This window comes from Antiquaquibacter oligotrophicus, from assembly GCF_020535405.1.
Classification (GTDB): Bacteria; Actinomycetota; Actinomycetes; order Actinomycetales; family Microbacteriaceae; genus Rhodoglobus; species Rhodoglobus oligotrophicus.
The window spans coordinates 744,305-762,153 of sequence record NZ_CP085036.1; the positions used below are offsets into that span (position 1 = coordinate 744,305).

Sequence of the window (17,849 nt, forward strand, 5' to 3'; positions counted from 1 at the left end):
CGCGCTAGTCGGCGAGGAGCGAGTCGCGCACCTTCTTGCGGAGCACCTTGCCGATGAGTGACTTCGGCAGTTCATCCACCACCACCACGCGGCGCGGCACCTTGTAGGGCGTCAGATTCTCGCGCGCGAGGGACCGGATGCCCTCCTCATCGAGTTCGGCGCCCGGCACGAGCACCACGGCCGCCACAACGTCCTCACCGGAATGCTCACTCGGCAGACCAACAACGGCGACATCCGCGACCGATCGATGCCGGCGCACGACCTCCTCGACTTCGCTCGGGGCGACGTTGAAACCGCCCGTGATGATGAGCTCCTTGATGCGGTCCACGATCGAGACAAACCCGTCGGCATCGATGGTGACGATGTCGCCCGTGCGGAACCAGGGCGCACCACCGGCAGGATCGTCGGCGAACACGGCAGCCGTCTCCTCCGGCTTCTTCCAGTACCCGCTGAAGACCTGCGGACCCCGGACGAGCAGCTCGCCCTCCTCCCCGGGAGCGCGATCGACGGCGGGGTTCTCGGGGTCAACGACTCGCAATTCGGTGTCTGGGAGGGGCAGTCCAACGGTGCCCGCCCGCCTCGTGGGCCCGACCGGGTTGGCCATCAGCACGGGGCTCGTCTCGGAGAGGCCGTAGCCCTCGACGAGGTAACCGCCCGTGCGCGCCTCCCACGGTTCCACAACCGCGGCAGAAAGCGGCATGGCTCCCGAGATGGCAATCTGGATTCCCTTCAGCGAGACGCCCTTGGCGTCGGCCGCCGCAGTAAGTCGCTCGTAGATGGGAGGCACCGCCGGAAGGAACGTCGGCGGATGCTTCTTGATGACAGGCAGCACGAGGTCCGGGTCGAATCGCGGGAACAGCACCAAACGCGAACCCATACTCATCGCGAAGGTGAGGCACAGCGTCAGCCCGTACGCGTGGAACATGGGCAGTACGGCGTAGACCACCGAGGTTCCGCGCGCGACCGTCGGCACCCAGGCTCGAGCTTGCGCGGCGTTCACGAGGAGATTCGCGTGCGTCAGGGTGGCACCCTTGGGGTGACCGGTTGTGCCCGAGGTGTACTGGATGAGCGCGACATCCGTCGACACGGGGCGGATGATGCGGCTCGCGATCGGGTCGGAGCGCAGCAGCTCCTCCCACGGGATCGTGCCGCTCACGGTGGTCGTGAGAGCCGCGCGGGACTCGCGGGCCTTCGCGATCGGCAGCCTCAGCAGTGCGCGAGTCCGCCACGGCATGGCACGTGTGAGGTCAACGGAGATGATGGTCTCGACCGAGACATCCGTCGGGAAGTCCTGGATGGTCGCGACCACCTTGTCCCACGCGATGACGACGCGCGCACCGTGATCTTCGAACTGGTGGCGGAGCTCACGCGGAGTGTAGAGCGGGTTGTGCTCGACAACGATCGCACCGAGACGCAGGATCGCGTAGAAGGCGACGATGTGCTGCGGGCAGTTGGGCAGCACGAGGCCGACGGGATCGCCCTTCTGCACCCCGAGCAGCCGAAGCCCCTCCGCGGCGCGATCAATCTGCTCCAGCAACTCCGCGTAGGTGGTGGTGCGACCGAAGAACTCGAGGGCGACGTTCGGTGCGAACTCGACGCCGGATGCCGCGACAAGGTCGTACAGCGACCCCTCGGGCACCTCGACCTCAGCGGGAACACCCTCCGCGTAGGAGGAGATCCACGGACGAGGCGGCGTGTACTGGCTCACGCAGCACCGTCGAACATCGACGTCACCGATCCATCGTCGAAGACCTCGTGGATAGCACGCGCGATGAGGGGCGCGATGGGCAGCACCTCGAGGCGATCCCAGCGCTTCTCCTCCGGGATCGGCAGCGTATCGGTGACCACAACAGAGTCGATGGCCTCGCTCTGCAGGAGGTCGACGGCCGGCGGCGAGAACACAGCGTGGGTTGCGGCCACAACAACGTTGGTCGCTCCGTTTGCCTTGAGAGCTTCGGCGGCCTTCACGATGGTACGGCCCGTGTCGATGAGGTCGTCGACGAGAAGGCACACACGCCCCTCAACCTCGCCGACGATCTCGTGAACTGTGACCTGGTTGGGAACGAGCGGATCGCGACGTTTGTGGATGATCGCGAGCGGCGCGCCCAACTTGTCGCTCCAGATGTCGGCGACACGCACCCGCCCCATGTCGGGGCTGACCACGGTGAGAGTGGCGGGGTCGAGCTTGCGCTGGAAGTGCTCGAGCAGCACGGGCATCGCGAACAGGTGGTCGACTGGACCGTCGAAGAACCCCTGAATCTGGGCGGCGTGCAGGTCGACGCTCATGATGCGGTCGGCGCCGGCAGCTTTGTAGAGGTCGGCGACAAGCCTCGCGCTGATCGGCTCACGCCCGCGACCCTTCTTGTCCTGACGCGCGTACGGGTAGAACGGGCTGACCACGGTGATGCGCTTCGCGGATGCGCGCTTGAGGGCATCAACCATGATGAGCTGCTCCATGAGCCACTCGTTGATGGGGCTCGTGTGCGACTGGATGACAAACGCGTCACAGCCGCGCACGCTCTCGTCGTAGCGAGCGTAGATCTCGCCGTTGGCGAAGGTACGGGCATCCGTGTGCACGAGGTCCGAGCCGAGTTCTGCGGCGATGTCCTTCGCCAACTGGGGGTGGGCTCGACCGGTGACGATCACCAGTCGCTTCTCACCGGAGATCTTGATCTCGGACACTATGCCTGCTTCCTGCCCACGACGGCGTCTACCGGGGGTAATTCTATGGTGCTGGCGCTAGACGTTCCCGTCGAGAATCTCGACGAGGTCCGCGACGAGGGCGAAGTCCTTCACGTTACGCGTGAGGAGTGGCACGCCGAGTGTGAGAGCCTGGGCGGCGAGCAGGATGTCCGTGCTCCTGGCGTGACCGGGTCGAGTGCGGGCCGCACGCTCGGCCACGATTCCGAAGCTCGCGGCATCCGAACGCTCGAAGGGAATCCATTCGAAGCGGTCCCGGTACACCGCCAGCCGCCGGACTCGTTGCGAACGTTCCGCGGCGGTACGCGCCATGTGGATGCCGAACTCGAGTTCTGCCAGACAGAGGGAGCTGGAACCGAGAACGGGTGCCGGCCAGCGGGTCGGGGGCTCGATGAGCACACTCGTGTCGAGAAGTATCACGAGGAGCGTTGCCACGGGTCAACGAGCGGGTCGCCATCGCGGATGGCATACGCTTCCTCGGCCCAGCCGGTTGCATCAGCGGGAACTTCGGCGAGTGCGGCTGCGAGTTCGTCCGCCGGGACCCAACGCCGCCGCGTTACCTCGATGGGCACGAGGCGCGCGGCGGGCCGACCCTGGACGGTAATGGTGATGGTCTCGCCGCGCTCGGCGCGCGCCACCACTGCGCTCGGATTCTGCTTGAGCTCACGAAGTCCGACGGTGTCCACACCCACAGCCTACGCGCGATGCAGCACATGTGCTACATCGTCACTCGCCCGCGCGCTCAGCCTCCTCAGCGGCCTTCGCGGCCGCCGTGCCTGGGCGGTTCGCCGCGACCCAGCCGGGCATGTTGCGCTGGGAGGCTGCCGTGATCGCCAGAGCGCCCGGCGGCACATCCTTGCGGACGACGGTGCCCGCTCCCGTATAGGCGCCGTCACCGATCGTCACGGGAGCGACAAAGACGTTGTGCGATCCGGTCCGCACGTGCGAGCCCACGGTGGTTGCCGATTTGTTGACGCCGTCGTAGTTCGCCGTGATCGTGCCGGCGCCGACGTTCGACTGCTCGCCGACGGTCGTGTCTCCGATATAGCTCAGGTGCGGCACCTTACTGCCCTCGCCGATCGTCGAATTCTTCGTCTCGACGAAGGTGCCGATCTTGCCGTCCGCGCCGAGATAGGTACCCGGGCGCAGGTAGGCGAAGGGGCCGACCGTTGCACGCGGCCCGATCACGGCGAGCGTCGCATCCGTGCGCCGCACGACCGCATCCTCGCCGACCTCCGTGTCGACGAGCGTCGTGTCGGGGCCGATGGTCGCACCAGCCTGCACGAGAGTCGCGCCCTTCAATTGGGTACCGGGTAGCAGTTCGACATCCGGAGCGAGGGTCACGTCGGCATCGATCCACGTGGTCGCCGGATCCTGCACTGTCACCCCGTCGCGCTGCCAGCGCTGCACGATGAGCTGATTCATGCGCCTGGCCGCCTCCGCGAGTTGCACGCGGTCGTTCACACCAGCGACCCGCCAACCCTCGTCAACGGGAACCGCAGACACGATGGCACCGGATGCCCGCAGCAACCCGACGACATCGGTGAGGTACTTCTCCCCCTGGGCGTTCGCCGACGTCACCGCGGCCAACTGCTCGCGCAAAGGGGCGACGCGGAACACGTAGGTACCGGAGTTCACCTCGCGGATCGCGAGTTCCTCGTCGGCGGCGTCGGCCTGCTCGACGATGCGGTCGACAGCCCCGTCGGCGGAGCGGACGAGACGTCCGTAGCCCGTGGCATCCTCCATCACGGCACTCAGAAGCGTGGCCGCGGCTGCGGCGGAGCGGTGCTCCCCGACGAGCCCGAGAAGGGTTGCCGAGTCCAACAGCGGGACGTCGCCGGAGACGACAACGACGTCACCATCGAAGTCCGACGGGAGTGCTCTCAATGCCACCTCTACCGCTCGACCGGTGCCCGGAACCTCGTCCTGGTCAACGATGATCGCAGCGGGCATGATGTCGGAGATCGTCGCCACCACTGAATCACGCTCGTGGCGGACGACCGCAACAACGTGACGGGGTGAGAGCTCGCCAGCCGTGGCAAGCACGTGACCGATGAGGCTGCGGCCGGCGAGGGAGTGCAACACCTTCGGTCGACGGGACTTCATGCGAGTGCCCTGCCCTGCGGCGAGCACAACGACGGCGAGATTGAGATCGGTCATGCGGCTATTCTTCCTTCTCGCGTTCGGCGTCGGCACGCTCGCGCGCCGATCGGGATGCCGCGCGCGCGACGATCTGCTGCGGGGCTGTCATGAGCGCGCGCTTCCACGGGGCAACACCCTCGATCTCCACCTGGAGCGAAAAACTCAGCACGGTGCGGATGAGCACGATGATCGCGAGGATGACGGCATCCGTGAGGCTCGGCGTCGATGTCACGGTGCGCACGAGGTCGGCGGCCACGAGGATCTCGAGACCGAGAAGTATCGAGAGGCCGATCGAATCTCGCAGAGTCGTGAAGGCACGATGTCCGTCGCGAGACCGACGCCAGGTGCGGATGCCGAGAACCACCGACACCACGAAGCCCACCACCATCGCCGCGACTCCCGCGACCTCGAACGATCGCGTCACCGTCTCGAAGAAGACCTCCATCGCGCTCCCCCGGTTGCTCCTGTGTTGCTCCGTCTCCAGGACTCGAACCTAGACCTAACAGCTCCAAAGGCTGTCGTGCTGCCATTACACCAAGACGGATTGCGCTCGCGGGCGCTCAACAAGTGTGCCAGACGCAGTGCGGAGGATGGCGCGCAGGCCCGGGCCCGCGGCCGCGTGCCGCGGCGGCGTGTCATCCTCCGCAACGTAAGTGGTGACTCGCCCGCACGTCAGAGTTTCACCACCTCCGGCTCCCGCGAATAGCTCGATGTCGAGATAATTGACCCATGACCAGCAATGACGAAGTGGATCGCATCGTCGACGCTTGGTCGCGCGAGCGCAGCGACCTCGACTTCTCGCCGCTCCAGGTACTCAGCCGCGTCGACCGGCTCGCGCGACACCTCGAGCGTGCCCGTCGGGCCTCATTCGCGGCGTCCGACCTGGAGCCGTGGGAGTTCGATGTGCTCTCGGCGCTGAGGCGAGCGGGAACCCCGTATCAGCTGAGCCCCAAGGCACTCCTGCAGCAGACGCTCGTGTCCAGCGGCACCATGACCAACCGCATAGATCGGCTCGTGGGGAGAGGCCTCGTCGAGCGGCGCACCGACCCCAACGACGGCCGCGGCATCCTCGTGCAGATGACCGACAGTGGGCGCACACGGGTGGATGCCGCGATCAGCACCCTTCTCGACGCGGAAGCCGAACTTCTCGTGCACGTGACCAGCGCGGAGCAGGAGCGGTTGAGTGGTCTCCTGCGAAAGCTGAGCCTCGACTTCGACGTCGCCGACGATCAGTAACGCCGCGACAAGCTGCCGACGATGATGTTGAGCGGGAACAGCGCGAACCACGACCACATCGCGATCCCGCCGTCCCAGAAGATCGCGATCGGGATCGACGTCCAGAACACGACCGGCACCACAAGCTGATTCAGGCGCACCCAGCGGAAGAGTCCGTCGTCCACGGAAGGGTCGACGAATCCCTTGCGGTACGAGTACTCCCACATCGCCCACTGGAGGGCACTCAGCAGCCCCACAACAAACGCGTACAGCACAACGGCGGGCGCCTCACCGCTGTACGAACTGAGCAAGCTCGTCGGGAAGGGCAGGAGCGCGACAAAAAACAAGAGCGTGAGATTGAGGAGCATGAGCCGGGAGTCGTGAGTCTTGATGACACGGAACCGTCGGTAGTGCCCGAGCCAGTTGATCGCGATGATCGTGAAGGAGAGCACATAGGCGAGGAAGTTCGGCCACAGGTTGAGCAGCACCTCCCCCGCGGTGCCGTGGCGATCCTCTGGGACCGCGAGATCGATCACGAGGAGGGTCATAGCGATGGCGAAGACGGCATCGCTGAAGAAGACCATGCGGTCGGTATCGCTGCCGTTGTCGAAGATGCGCTTATAGCGCGAGCGGACGTCCTCCATCCGGTTAGATTAGCGGGGTGCCCGTAGCCGAGGATCTTGTCGCACCGGAACGCGGCCGTGTGCTGAACCCCGTGCTCGATGGCTTCGGACGCAGCGCACGCGCTCACGAACATCGCCTCCTGAGCGCAGCACGCCCGGCACTGCCGTATCTGAACTGGCTCGGGATGCTCGCCCGTCCGCTCCTGAAGGTTCCGAGTCTCGGCTGGATCACCGCCGACCCGCTCACCGCGCGCGCGGTGCTCAATGACCCAGAACACTTCACTCTGCTCAGCGAGGGTGGTGTCGGCCACCTGTGGGCTCAGATCCTCGGCGATTGGGTCTACGACCTCTTCGACGGTCCAGGACACTACGATCTCCGCACGCGCAGTCGCGAACTCTTCACCGAGCGCACGAGCACCGACTTCGTGAGGCACGCCTGGGGCACGCGGCTCGACGAGGCCCGCGCGGCTTTCGAGTCCGGCGAAGAACTGGATCTCGCCGACCTCAGCCGTGTGCTCGTCGGCATGATGGTTGTCACCCTGCTCGGCCTCCCCGTTGATGCCAGTCGGGGGGATGCCGCGTACCGGGAGATCTTCGAGACCGGCGAGGAGCTCGCATCCATCGCGCTCGGCACCACCGCGGATACCGTGCTCCCGCCCGACAAGATCGCGACCGCGCGAACGATCGTGGAACGACTCACGGGACACATCGGTGATGCCTTCGCCACGGCATCCAGCGACACCATCATCGGTCGGTGTCGTGACATCGGATTGAGCCTTACGGAAACGAAGGGTCTCTCGACGCTGCTCATGGTCGCCGGCACCGAGACCGCCGCGTCGGCAATGGCGCGCACCGCCGCGCTGCTCTACGACACGGGTGAGCAGCACCGGCTCATCGAGAATCCCGCGTGGCGCGAGAACGCGGTGCGCGAGGCCCTGCGAGTGACGTCCCCCGCACCGCTCATCGGACGGTCGGTAATGGCCGACCTCGAACTCGGCGGGCGCACCCTCAAAGCCGGCGAGCGCATCATGGTGTTGACGTGGACCGCCAACAATCTCGCCGGTGACTATCGTGTCGACCGCCCCTACATTCCGCAGAATCGCCAGCTCTGGTTCGGGGCCGGCCGCCACCTCTGCCTCGGCGGACCGCTCGCGCGTGCCGAACTGAACGCGATCGTCGACCTGTTGGTGGGTGACGGCCGGCCGTTCAGGGTTGTCTCACGTCGCTACGGGCGCAAGGTTCTCATTCCCGCGTACGAGAGCCTCGTCATCGCGAAGTAGCGCCCCGGCCTCAATCGTGGGTCGGATGCTCGCGCTCACCGTGCGCGGCAAGCTCAAGCTGAAACGTCGAGTGCTCGATCTGCACGGGGAAGTGTTCGGCGACACAGCGTTGCAACTGGTCGAGCATGATCGGCGCGTGACCGTCGTGGAAGCACGAATCGTCGACCACGACGTGAGCGGTGAGCACGGGTAGCCCCGTCGCGATCTGGCTGACGTGGAGATCGTGAACGGAGATGACGTGGGGAACACCGAGGAGATGCTCCCGCACCGACTCCAGATCGAGTCCCTTCGGTGTCGTTTCGAGCAACACGTTGGTCGCGTCACGCAGAAGGATGATCGCTCGCGGCACGATGAGGGCCCCGATGAGGATCGCCGCGATCGCGTCCGCGAGCTGGAACCCCGTGACAAGGATGACAACGGCCGCCACGATCACGGCGACGGAGCCGAGCGCATCGTTCAACACCTCGAGGAACGCCGCGCGCATATTGAGGTTTTTGGTCCGACCCGACGCGAGCACAATGATCGCGGCGATGTTGCCGAGCAGACCGATCACACCGAACACCACCAACTCGCTGCCCACGATCTCGGGGGGTTCGAAGAAGCGGCGAACCGCCTCGATGACGACGAACACCCCTACGGCGAGCAGGAGCGCCGCCTGCGCGGTCGCACCGAGCACCTCGGCGCGGTCCCACCCCCACGTGCGGCGAGCGGTCGGCGGGCGGGAGGCGAGGGATGCTGCCACGAGCGCGATCGCGAGCCCCCCGGCATCCGTGAGCATGTGTGCCGCATCGACGAGAAGCGCGAGGCTGCCGGTGAGCGCGGCACCGATGAGCTCGGCGACGAGCACCGTCACGGTGATCGCGAGCGCGATCGCGAGGCGCCCGCGACCGGATGCCGCCGCCCCGTGATCGTGGTCGTGACTCATCAGCAACACTCCGCATTTGGCTCGTGCGATGGGGCGTTCTCGTCGACCTGCAGGATCACCTGGACGAGATCGCTGAGGGCGTGGGCAATGAGCGGATCCGAGATCTCGTAGCGCGACTGGCGACCCTCCGGTTCGACGACAACGATGCCGCAGTCCCGAAGGCACGCGAGGTGATTGGACACGTTCTGCCTCGTGAGTCCCAGTTCTTCGGCGAGCGCCGCGGGGTAGGCGGGGGCATCCAGCAGCCGGAGGAGAATCCGCGACCGCGTTGGATCGGCCATCGCTCGACCGAGCCGGTGCATGGCGTCCAGACGCGTCGCGACGGTGATCATGCTTTAACGGTACAGCCGCGACTGTACTATTACCAGTCCTCCGCTCCGGCAAGCGAGGTGGGGCCGGGGCGGTAGCCGAGCAGGTCACGGGCGCGACTCAGGTCGAAGGTGCGCTCGAGACCGACCTGGCTGATTGCGTAGCGGGTGATGGGCGGCCTCGTGCGCTTCAGACGCGCGGCTCGCTCCAGGGCTCCCGCCGCCGCGAAAGCAGCGCGGTACGGGACGCTCGTGATCGTGACATCCGGTCGTCCGCGTCGGGAGAGAAACTCGCCGAGCACCGCGGAGAGCAGTACCTCGGTGTCGTCGCCCACGTTGTAGACACCGGCGGGCCCGCGCAGAGCGAGCTCGACGGCGTGGATGAGGTTGTCGATGTGGGTGAGCGTGTGCCGCACCCGGGCGCCCTCCGGCAGGACCAGCCGACGACCGCGAATCCCCTCGAGGATGCGCGGGAGGAGGGTTGTGTCGCCAGGTCCGTACACGGCGTGAGGTCGGAGGATGACGGCATCGGTCGGCAACTCGCGCTCGGCAGCGACCTTCGACTCGGAGTATGAACTGAGGAAGCGTGTCGGAATCGGTTCATCCTCGGTTGATCGCACGTTCGGCCCGAAGGCGTCGTACACGCTCGATGTCGAGATATGCACGAGCCTGGCTCCGGGAAAACTTGTCACGACGTTGCGGGTGCCTAAGCGATTGGCGAGCATGGCATCGCCGAGGGGCGCCCAGTCGTCGGCGAGGGCAGCGCTGTGGACCACCGCGTCGAACGATCCGCGGTGCGGACCGTGCGCGAGATCCCACTGTTCGTAGGTGCCGCGCCAACCGTGAGGCCTCCGGCCGAAACCCGTGACGTCGTGTCCGCGTGCGACAAGGGCGGTCGCGACGGCACCGCCGACGAAGCCGCTCGCCCCCGTAACCGCGATCCTCATCGCAGCGCCTCTGCGAGCGCGTCGCGATCGAGCTTGGCGCTGCGCCCGGCCGTAGGCAGCTCATCGAGTTCGACGATCCGATCCGGAAGTACCGCGGCATCGATGAGCCCCGGCAGCGCGGTCCTCACCGCGTCGACCGTCGCGCCGTCGAGCACTACCGCCAACACAAGCTCGTCGTCGCCTATCTGGTTCGGGATGCCCACAAGGGCGGCAGCACGGACACCGGGGAGCCCCGCGATCACTGGCTCATACAGCCCCGGGTAGACGTTGGTCGTGCCGCGGATGAACATCTCCTTGCTCCGCCCGGCGAGCACAAGACGCTCTCCCTCGAGGCGAGCAAGGTCTCCCGTGGCGAGCTCGTCGAGAGGCTCATCGAGGTAGTCGGCGAGCCCAGGGCCGGAGACGACGAGTTCCCCGTCGCGGATGCTCGCGCTCACCGAGCTCGCGAGTGTTCCAACGAAGTCACCCGCCCCCGTGTACTCGAGCTTCTCGTCACCGTCGGCGATCGCGACGGGCAGGATCTCCGTCATGCCGTAAATACAGCGGATTGCCGTGCCAGGGAGCTGCTTTCGCCCGCGCTCCAGGAGAGGCCGGAGGACGGGCGCGCCGCCGATCACGAGGGCACGCAGGTGCGGCGTGAGCTCGGGCCGAGACTCGAGCAGATGAAGCAGCGCGTCGAGTGCCGCCGGCACGGCGAACAGAACGTCCGCGCGCGGGAGCAGCCCGAGGTAACGCTCGGGACGGGCTCCGGGATCCAGGCCCGGCGGAGGCAGTTCCCAGTGCGCGCCCGCGATGAGAGCGGGAATGCCCACCATGAGTTGGTCAGTGAGAACTCGCTCGCCAGCGACGAAGCCCACGGCCTGAGCGAAGTCGTCGAGGCCGGTGCCGAGTGACGTGCGCGAATGGACTACGGCCTTGGGGGCATCGGTCGTTCCCGACGTGAAGATCACCAACGCCTCGGCGTGGGGGTCGGCGACGACAACGCCGGGCGACCCGCGGAACAGCCGCCGCAGCGCCACCGCTGACTTCGGCACCCCGGGCAGCCACGGTCCGCTGTAGAGGTGCCGAGCATCCGGGACGATGGCCGCGTAGTCGGGCAGGTCGATGCCGCGACGCCGAGCGATCCCACGCAGCGGCCCCGACGATACGGCGTACAGGAGGGATTCCGCTGCGATCCATCGCGGGGCGGCGAGTTGCGCACGAGCACGGAACAGTGTGTCGCCCGCCCCGGGGTCGGCAAAAACGACGGTGCCGCCGGCGGCGATGATGCCGAGCGCGAGGACAATGCCATCGAGTCCCGGCCGCACGGAGAATAGGACCCGATCGCCCGGAACGAGCCCGCGCTCGCTGAGGGAGGATGCCACGCCGAGAACGCGGTCACGCAGGTCCGCGTAGCGGAGTGTCGTCCTCCGCAACGTCAGGGCGGGGGCCGTCGGGGTGCGCTCGCACGAGTCGAGGAGCGCGCGCAGGATGTCGGTCATGCCGCCGTCACCGAAAGGCTCGCGTACGACGGGATGAGCACACCACGGGCGGCACGCCGCTCCACGATTCGGACGGGTCCCGCATCGAGCAGGGCCCCCAGAGTCGCGCGCGTCTGAGCCATGGCGAGCGGCGCACCGAGGCAGAAGTGCGAACCGGCACCGAACCACAATTGTTTGAGACTCGCGGCCGGATTGCCGATCGGATCAAATGCGCCCGCCGCGGCGTTGGCGAGGAAGGTCGCGAGGATGACGCGGTCACCGACCCGGACGGAAACCCCCTCGATACTCGTCTCCGCGACAACACTCCGGAGCATCACGGGCGAGGGTGTCGTCACTCGCAGTCCCTCGGCGATGGCGGGTTCCACGAGCGCGGCGTCGTTCGCGAGCCGCGGCATCCATCCCGTGTCGACGAGCAACGCGATGAGGCGCGGGATGTACGACACGAGCGTCTCGGTACCGGTGAGCACAAACGCCCCGACGGCGCCCATCGCTTCCTCTTCGCCGAGGCCGAGACCTCGCATGCGCCCCGGAACGGTCGACTCGTCGCCTTCGCGCCACGCGGCACGCGCATGGGTCGTGAGGTCGGCGAGGATCTGTCGCGCGGCTGCCGCCTGAGTCTCGGTGAGGCGAGGGCGGGACAGTCTCACAAATCGTGTGATCGAGGACACACGCTCGAACAAGGCGTCATCGACCTCATCGACAGGCAACCCGACGAGCTGACTGATCATGATGCTCGCGTTGCGTTTCGCTTCGGCGACGAGGTCAACTGTCTCTCCGCGTCTGAGACGCTCGGTAAGAGCCGCGCTCGGCAGGGATCGAGCGACGAGCGGATCGACGTAGGAGGGGGAGAACAACGGCCCGAGCTTGCGGCGCAGGGCGAGGTGGTCTGCACCCTCCATGTTCAGGAGGACTGCCGGGCCAAGAACGGGTGTCCACAGATCGCTCGGTGCGCCAGGACCCGACTTGGAGAAGTGATCGGAGTCCATGAGCACCGAGCGCAACACCGCGGCATCGCGCACGAGCACTCCGAGCCTCGGGATGCGTTGCACCGGCCGACGAGAGGCTCGCAGGGCGGGAACGGCGACGGGATGCGCGGCGCGAAGCACACGCTCCTCCCACGTCGTGCTCACCGAATATCCACGACGTCGGGGCGGTACTGGTGGTCCTTGTACCAGAGCAGCGTGTTCTTGAGCCCCCAGGCCCGCACACGACGCGATGAGCCGTAGACGACGACATCCGATCGGCGAGCGTACTTCTTCGTGAGTCGGCGCACGGCGTTCACGAGCGCACGATCCTCGTGGAGATCCTCGATCGCCGTACGGGGGAAGCCGCCGGCGGCCACGTAGAGCTCGGCCCTGATGCCCACGTTGCACCCCGCAGCCATCATGTACGGACCAAGGTAGGCGGCGTCACGGTTTCCGGAGCGGATGCGCCCGAAGGCTTCGGCGAGATGGACCGCTCCCCGTAGCAGCACCCGAGTTGTCCAGGCGAGCCCCTCGTCGTGACGCGGAACGAGTTCTCCGCCGACGAGCTGGAGGCCGCCCGTCGTGAGGGATCTGCGTACAGCTGCCGTCCAGTCCTCCCGCGGCAGGCAGTCGGCGTCGGTGCGGGCGAGCATGGTTGCTCCGCGGGCGATCGCCTCGCGCATGCCGGTGTCGGCTGCGGCACCCGTACCCTTCTGCGACTCTTGTATGACGTGCCACGGGAGGTCGCGCTCACTCGCGAATCGCGCGATGATCTCGGCCGAATCATCCGTGGAACCGTTGTCGACGAAGACGACGAAGAAGTCCTGGTCCTTCTGGCTGGCGAGCGCCTCGAGTGTCGGTCGGATGCCCGTCGCCTCGTTGAACACGGGGACGACGACTGCGAGCTGCTCGGACCCGTTCATGACTCCCCGAAAATAGCAGAAGCGGCACCCGCCCCGAGAGGTGGGTGCCGCTTCGACTAAGCGTTTTAGACGGTGGCCCGTCGACGCAGAACGATCATTCCGAGTCCGGCGGCGAGGAGCACTGCGGCTCCGCCGACGACCGGGGCAACCGGGAAGCCGGTCGCGGCCAGCTGCGGCTCGGGCGCGGGGGCCGGAGCGACAACCGTCTGGCCGATCGTGATGGCTTTGCTGACGATGTCGGGGTCACCGAGCTCAACCGCGTCCACACCGACCTCGGCGGGGCCGTCGGTGCGCGCGACGCCCACGTCGCCACTGTAGGTGAACCAGAGCGTTCCGGTTGCGTCGAAGTCACCCTCCGAGAACCAGCCCGAACCCAGCGTCTCCGCGAACTGCGGGAAGAAGACCGACTCGCCGAAGCCGCCGGTCGCGATGTCGATCGAAGAGTAGGCGGGGATTCCATCGTCGTAGTCGGCGAGGAGGTAGGTCACACCCGTGACCGGGTTCGTCGCGATGCCCTCGAAGATGCGGCCGTCGGGCGCGGTGTCGAGGTCGACGAGCGGGGTGACAACGCCAGTGGCGGGGTCGATGGAGGCGAGCCACTCGATGTCACCGGACTGCAGGTAGGTCAGCAGCACACCGGCGTTGGTGGTGTCGAGCGCCTCCAGCGAGAATTCGCCGTCGATCGGCGCGGTGGCCACGACGGCCGTGAGAACCGCGCCGGACGTGATGTCCCACGTGAAGACCTGGAAGGGGGCATCCTCCGCGTCGGCTTCGTAGCCGATCGCGTAACCCAGACCGTTCACGACCTCGACGGAGAGGAAGAAGTAGGTGTCGCTGACGGGGCCGACGGGTGTGGCGGTCGCATCCGTCTTATCGAGCTGAACAAATCCGTTGGCCGCCCCTTCGCCGGGGGACGACGTGGAGTAGAGGCCATCGGGCTCACCGGCAGCGGAAGCGGACGCCGCGGCCCCGCCGACGGCGAAGGAGGCGACAAGTGCGAGAGCGAGAGAGAAACGTGCAGTGGTTCGGCGTGCGGACATCGCGTCGGACCCTTTCGGTACGTGAAATTCACATCAGGTGCGTGAGATTCACACCAAACTAGCAGGTGACCTATACGCGGACGAGCATGAGGCCGAGACTGATGCCGCCCGCAAGCCCTATGAGCAGGGCAAGACCCCCGTCGGGCAGAAGTCCGTCACGTCGTGCTCGTTGTACCTGGAGGGGCAACGTCACCGAAGCGAGATTGCCGTGATCGGCCACGGTCTCGACGATCTTGCTCGCCTCGACGCCCAGCCTGTCAAGGATCGGAGGGAGGTAGGGGGCGGCCACCTGGTGGATCGCGACGAGATCGATATCGTCCCAACCGAGGCCATTGCGTTCGAGTATTTCCAGAACGGGCTCGGGGCCGAGCTCGAGAAAAGCACGTTGGAGCCCCGCGCCGTCCATGTCGAAATATGACCCGTCGGGGTCGCGAGGGTTCATCGAACCGCCCGTTGGCAGAGTTCCGATATCCCAGTGACGCGAGACGGCATGGAAGCTCGAGTCGAGGATGCCCCGCCCCGGGTCATCCGTTTTCTCGATAATGACCGCCGCTCCCCCGTCGCTCATCGTGTAACCGGGGAACGAACGGATGAACTGCTCGTGGTCTCGCAGCTGCCACCGAACCGCGTGCGATGGCTGTTCGCCGCTCGCGATGAGGACCCGCCGGTACTGGCCGGTGGCGATGAGCGCTTCGGCGACCTGCATGGCGTTGATGACCGAATTGCACGCATTCTTGATGTCCATGACCGGGCACGTCAGCCCGAGCTTTGCGGCAACGATATGACTGGTGGCGGGCTCAATGAGATCTTGGCTGGCGCTCGCGAACAGGAGCAGATCGATCTCCCCGGGCGACTCCTCGAGGGCGACGGTGGATGCCGCGGCGGCGAGGTCCGAGGTCTGCCAGTCGTCAGGCCGCACGTGGACCGACGTCACACCCGTCATCCGGTCGATCAGCCCCGTCGCAAGCCGAAGTCGGGGGTTGGACTCTCGGAGTCGCGCTTCGGTCTCACGCGTAGGCCGCGTCTTCTCGGGCAGGTACACCCCGATCCCGGAGATTCGGGCAGACGCAGCACGCACGCAGTGAGCCTACGCGCTCACGTGGCAGGGTAGTGCCCTGGCACGCTTCGCCCGGAGACAAGGTGGCAGTGCGCCGCTACAACGGAATCATGACTGAAGATTCACGCACGCCGATTCGCGCCATCGGTGGCGCGCCCGGGGGCGCGGGAACCGCCGCTGGCTGGTTCGTTGTCGCCCAGTTCTCCGACGGGGTCCTGGACGTGTTCACACAATCCAGCAGCCACCGCTTCCACGCGGCGTTCATCTCGCGCGTGGAGGTGGCCGAGCACCCGAGCCCCTGCGGTCAGCAACTTCTCGTGCAGGCCGAAGCACAGGGATGCATGATCCCTACGCGCTTCAGCGAAGACCAGCGCGCCGAGGTCGATGCCATCGCCGACGCGGTCCGCCAGTATCGCGCGACCCTCGGGCTGAGTTAGCTCAGCCGAGCAGCTCCTCGAGCTCGAGCCACCGGGTCTCCGCAGCTTCGAGCTGCGCCTGGAGTGCGGACAGCTCTTCGGCGAGCGCGCCGACACCGACGTAGTCCGACTGATCGTGCGCGGCCATCCGCTCGTGCAGTTCGGCGATCTGCCCGTTGACCTTATCGATCTTGCGGGATGCCGCGGCCCGCTCTTTCTCGGCGGCGCGAAGTTCTGCTCCTGCGAGGCGTGTGGCCGCTGGCGGCGCGGTCGACGTCGCCTTCGCGGTTGGTGGTGCCGTGGCGGCTGCGCGTAGTTCGAGGTACTGGTCGACGCCCCGGGGTAGGTGTCGGAACGTACCATCCATCACCGCGTATTGCTGATCGGTGACGCGCTCGATGAGGTAGCGGTCGTGGCTGACGACGAGGAGAGTTCCGGGGAAGCTGTCGAGGAGGTCCTCGATGGCGGCGAGCATGTCGGTGTCGAGGTCGTTGGTCGGCTCGTCGAGGATGAGCACGTTGGGCTCCTCGAGGAGGATGAGGAGCAACTGCAGCCTGCGCTTCTGCCCACCGGAGAGGTCTTTGACGGGGGTGGCGAGCTGCGCACTCGAGAAACCGACACGTTCGAGCAGCTGCCCGGGGGTGAGCTCTTTGCCTCCCGCGATGTAGCTGCGCCGTTGGCGACCGATGACGTCGCTCACCCGGTCATCCCACACGTCCTTGAGCTCCGCGAGTTGCTGGGTGAGGACGGCGACTTTGATGGTTTTGCCGCGTTTGACGCGGCCCGAGGTCGGCTGGAGGGTACCCGCGACGAGGCTCAGGAGTGTGCTCTTGCCCGCTCCGTTCACCCCCAGGATGCCCGTGCGCTCGCCGGGCGCGATGCGCCAGGTCACGCCGTCGAGCACCGTGCGATCTCCGAAGGTGACGGTCACGTCTTCGAGATCGACGACGTCTTTTCCGAGACGCTGCATCGCCATGCTCGCGAGCGACACCGTGTCGCGCACGGGAGGCTCGTTCTCGATGAGCTCGTTGGCGGCGTCAATGCGGAACTTCGGTTTGCTGGTGCGCGCGGGCGCACCGCGGCGCAGCCAGGCGAGCTCCTTGCGCATGAGATTCTGGCGTTTGGCTTCGGATGCCGCGGCCATCCGGTCGCGCTCGACCCGCTGCAGGATGTACGCCGCGTACCCACCCTCGAAGGGTTCGACGATGCGGTCGTGCACCTCCCACGTGGCCGTGCACACCTCGTCGAGGAACCACCGGTCGTGCGTGACGACCACAAGCCCACCGGCGTTCGCGGGCCACCGGCGCTTGACGTGTTGGGCGAGCCACGCGATGCCCTCGACATCGAGGTGGTTGGTCGGCTCGTCGAGAAAAATGACGTCCCACTCACCAACGAGTACCGCGGCGAGCGCGACACGACGACGCTGTCCGCCGGACAGGTCGTCGACGATGGCGTCGAAGTCGAGGTCGCCGAGGAGCCCGGCGATGACGTCGCGGACCTTGGGGTCACCCGCCCACTCGTGCTCGGGGCGTTCTCCGACGACGGTCTCGCGGATTGTGAGCCCCGTGTCGAGTTCGTCGGCCTGGTCGAGCATGCCGACGCGGATTCCACCCCGGCGCGTGACGCGGCCAGCGTCCGGATCGAGTTTGCCGGCGAGCATCCTCAGCAGCGTGGTCTTGCCGTCACCGTTGCGGCCGACGATACCGACGCGGTCGCCCTCGTCGAGTCCGATGGTGACGCTGTCGAAAATGATGCGTGTCGGGTACTCGAGGTGTAGCGCCTCGGCGCCGAGCAGGTGTGCCATATGTCTTCGAGCTTACGGGTTAC

Annotated in this window: 19 protein-coding genes and 1 tRNA gene; 3 read left to right on the forward strand and 17 right to left on the reverse strand. The window is 66.7% G+C overall.

The features are described from left to right. Positions 1 to 4: 4 nt before the first annotated feature. The 7 genes from LH407_RS03685 to LH407_RS03715 form a co-directional block, all read right to left on the reverse strand. Positions 5 to 1,708 carry a long-chain-fatty-acid--CoA ligase gene (locus LH407_RS03685; RefSeq protein ID WP_322132645.1) on the reverse strand — a complete coding sequence of 568 codons (1,704 nt, stop codon included), beginning with the start codon at positions 1,706 to 1,708 and terminating at the stop codon, positions 5 to 7. Beyond that, on the reverse strand, positions 1,705 to 2,682 hold the full coding sequence (locus tag LH407_RS03690; protein ID WP_322132644.1) for a ribose-phosphate diphosphokinase: 978 nt from the start codon (positions 2,680 to 2,682) through the stop codon (positions 1,705 to 1,707). Before LH407_RS03690 ends, LH407_RS03685 begins: the two co-directional genes overlap by 4 nt. 57 nt (positions 2,683 to 2,739) lie before the next feature. After that, positions 2,740 to 3,135, reverse strand: coding sequence for a PIN domain-containing protein (locus LH407_RS03695; protein WP_322132643.1), 396 nt, complete (start codon positions 3,133 to 3,135; stop codon positions 2,740 to 2,742). Beyond that, positions 3,117 to 3,386 (reverse strand): type II toxin-antitoxin system Phd/YefM family antitoxin, encoded by a 270-nt coding sequence (locus tag LH407_RS03700; protein WP_322132642.1) that lies wholly within the window; start codon positions 3,384 to 3,386, stop codon positions 3,117 to 3,119. Before LH407_RS03700 ends, LH407_RS03695 begins: the two co-directional genes overlap by 19 nt. A gap of 40 nt (positions 3,387 to 3,426) precedes the next feature. Then, positions 3,427 to 4,860: a bifunctional UDP-N-acetylglucosamine diphosphorylase/glucosamine-1-phosphate N-acetyltransferase GlmU gene (gene glmU, locus LH407_RS03705; protein ID WP_322132641.1), complete on the reverse strand. Its 1,434-nt coding sequence runs from the start codon at positions 4,858 to 4,860 to the stop codon at positions 3,427 to 3,429. Positions 4,861 to 4,864: 4 nt separating this feature from the next. After that, on the reverse strand, positions 4,865 to 5,287 hold the full coding sequence (locus LH407_RS03710; RefSeq protein ID WP_322132640.1) for a DUF1622 domain-containing protein: 423 nt from the start codon (positions 5,285 to 5,287) through the stop codon (positions 4,865 to 4,867). A gap of 27 nt (positions 5,288 to 5,314) precedes the next feature. Further along, positions 5,315 to 5,386: transfer RNA gene (locus LH407_RS03715), tRNA-Gln, on the reverse strand. Positions 5,387 to 5,571: 185 nt separating this feature from the next. Here LH407_RS03715 and LH407_RS03720 point away from each other — a divergent pair. Next, complete coding sequence (locus LH407_RS03720) at positions 5,572 to 6,078, forward strand: MarR family winged helix-turn-helix transcriptional regulator (RefSeq protein ID WP_322132639.1); 507 nt, start codon at positions 5,572 to 5,574, stop codon at positions 6,076 to 6,078. On the opposite strand, the gene LH407_RS03725 is transcribed toward LH407_RS03720, so the two are convergent. Continuing rightward, complete coding sequence (locus LH407_RS03725; RefSeq protein WP_322132638.1) at positions 6,072 to 6,701, reverse strand: TMEM175 family protein; 630 nt, start codon at positions 6,699 to 6,701, stop codon at positions 6,072 to 6,074. The two genes, LH407_RS03720 and LH407_RS03725, sit on opposite strands and share 7 nt — an antisense overlap. A 17-nt stretch (positions 6,702 to 6,718) precedes the next feature. On the opposite strand from LH407_RS03725, the gene LH407_RS03730 reads away from it, so the two are divergent. Next, complete coding sequence (locus LH407_RS03730) at positions 6,719 to 7,960, forward strand: cytochrome P450 (protein ID WP_322132637.1); 1,242 nt, start codon at positions 6,719 to 6,721, stop codon at positions 7,958 to 7,960. A gap of 10 nt (positions 7,961 to 7,970) precedes the next feature. On the opposite strand, the gene LH407_RS03735 is transcribed toward LH407_RS03730, so the two are convergent. The 8 genes from LH407_RS03735 to LH407_RS03770 all read right to left on the reverse strand — a co-directional run bounded on the left by LH407_RS03735 (position 7,971) and on the right by LH407_RS03770 (position 15,627). Further along, positions 7,971 to 8,885, reverse strand: a complete 915-nt coding sequence (locus LH407_RS03735; protein ID WP_322132636.1) for a cation diffusion facilitator family transporter — start codon at positions 8,883 to 8,885, stop codon at positions 7,971 to 7,973. Then, entirely contained in the window at positions 8,885 to 9,217 is a 333-nt protein-coding gene (gene cmtR, locus LH407_RS03740; protein WP_322132635.1) for a Cd(II)/Pb(II)-sensing metalloregulatory transcriptional regulator CmtR, read from the reverse strand. Before cmtR ends, LH407_RS03735 begins: the two co-directional genes overlap by 1 nt. Before the next feature lie 29 nt (positions 9,218 to 9,246). Then, positions 9,247 to 10,140, reverse strand: a complete 894-nt coding sequence (locus LH407_RS03745) for an NAD-dependent epimerase/dehydratase family protein (protein WP_322132634.1) — start codon at positions 10,138 to 10,140, stop codon at positions 9,247 to 9,249. After that, positions 10,137 to 11,621: a class I adenylate-forming enzyme family protein gene (locus LH407_RS03750; RefSeq protein ID WP_322132633.1), complete on the reverse strand. Its 1,485-nt coding sequence runs from the start codon at positions 11,619 to 11,621 to the stop codon at positions 10,137 to 10,139. The genes LH407_RS03745 and LH407_RS03750 overlap by 4 nt, the downstream gene beginning before the upstream one ends. Next, positions 11,618 to 12,751, reverse strand: coding sequence for a cytochrome P450 (locus tag LH407_RS03755; RefSeq protein ID WP_322132632.1), 1,134 nt, complete (start codon positions 12,749 to 12,751; stop codon positions 11,618 to 11,620). Before LH407_RS03755 ends, LH407_RS03750 begins: the two co-directional genes overlap by 4 nt. After that, entirely contained in the window at positions 12,748 to 13,509 is a 762-nt protein-coding gene (locus tag LH407_RS03760) for a glycosyltransferase family 2 protein (RefSeq protein WP_322132631.1), read from the reverse strand. Before LH407_RS03760 ends, LH407_RS03755 begins: the two co-directional genes overlap by 4 nt. Before the next feature lie 65 nt (positions 13,510 to 13,574). Continuing rightward, positions 13,575 to 14,549: a hypothetical protein gene (locus tag LH407_RS03765; protein WP_322132630.1), complete on the reverse strand. Its 975-nt coding sequence runs from the start codon at positions 14,547 to 14,549 to the stop codon at positions 13,575 to 13,577. 70 nt (positions 14,550 to 14,619) lie between these two features. Next, the gene (locus LH407_RS03770; RefSeq protein WP_322132629.1) at positions 14,620 to 15,627 is read right to left on the reverse strand and encodes a 3-oxoacyl-ACP synthase III family protein; all 1,008 of its coding nucleotides are present in this window, start codon (positions 15,625 to 15,627) and stop codon (positions 14,620 to 14,622) included. Positions 15,628 to 15,716: 89 nt separating this feature from the next. On the opposite strand from LH407_RS03770, the gene LH407_RS03775 reads away from it, so the two are divergent. Next, positions 15,717 to 16,043, forward strand: coding sequence for a hypothetical protein (locus LH407_RS03775; RefSeq protein ID WP_322132628.1), 327 nt, complete (start codon positions 15,717 to 15,719; stop codon positions 16,041 to 16,043). A 1-nt stretch (position 16,044) separates the two neighbouring features. Here the strand turns inward: LH407_RS03775 and LH407_RS03780 are convergent, their stop codons facing one another. Then, complete coding sequence (locus tag LH407_RS03780) at positions 16,045 to 17,826, reverse strand: ABC-F family ATP-binding cassette domain-containing protein (RefSeq protein ID WP_322132627.1); 1,782 nt, start codon at positions 17,824 to 17,826, stop codon at positions 16,045 to 16,047. Positions 17,827 to 17,849: the final 23 nt, after the last annotated feature.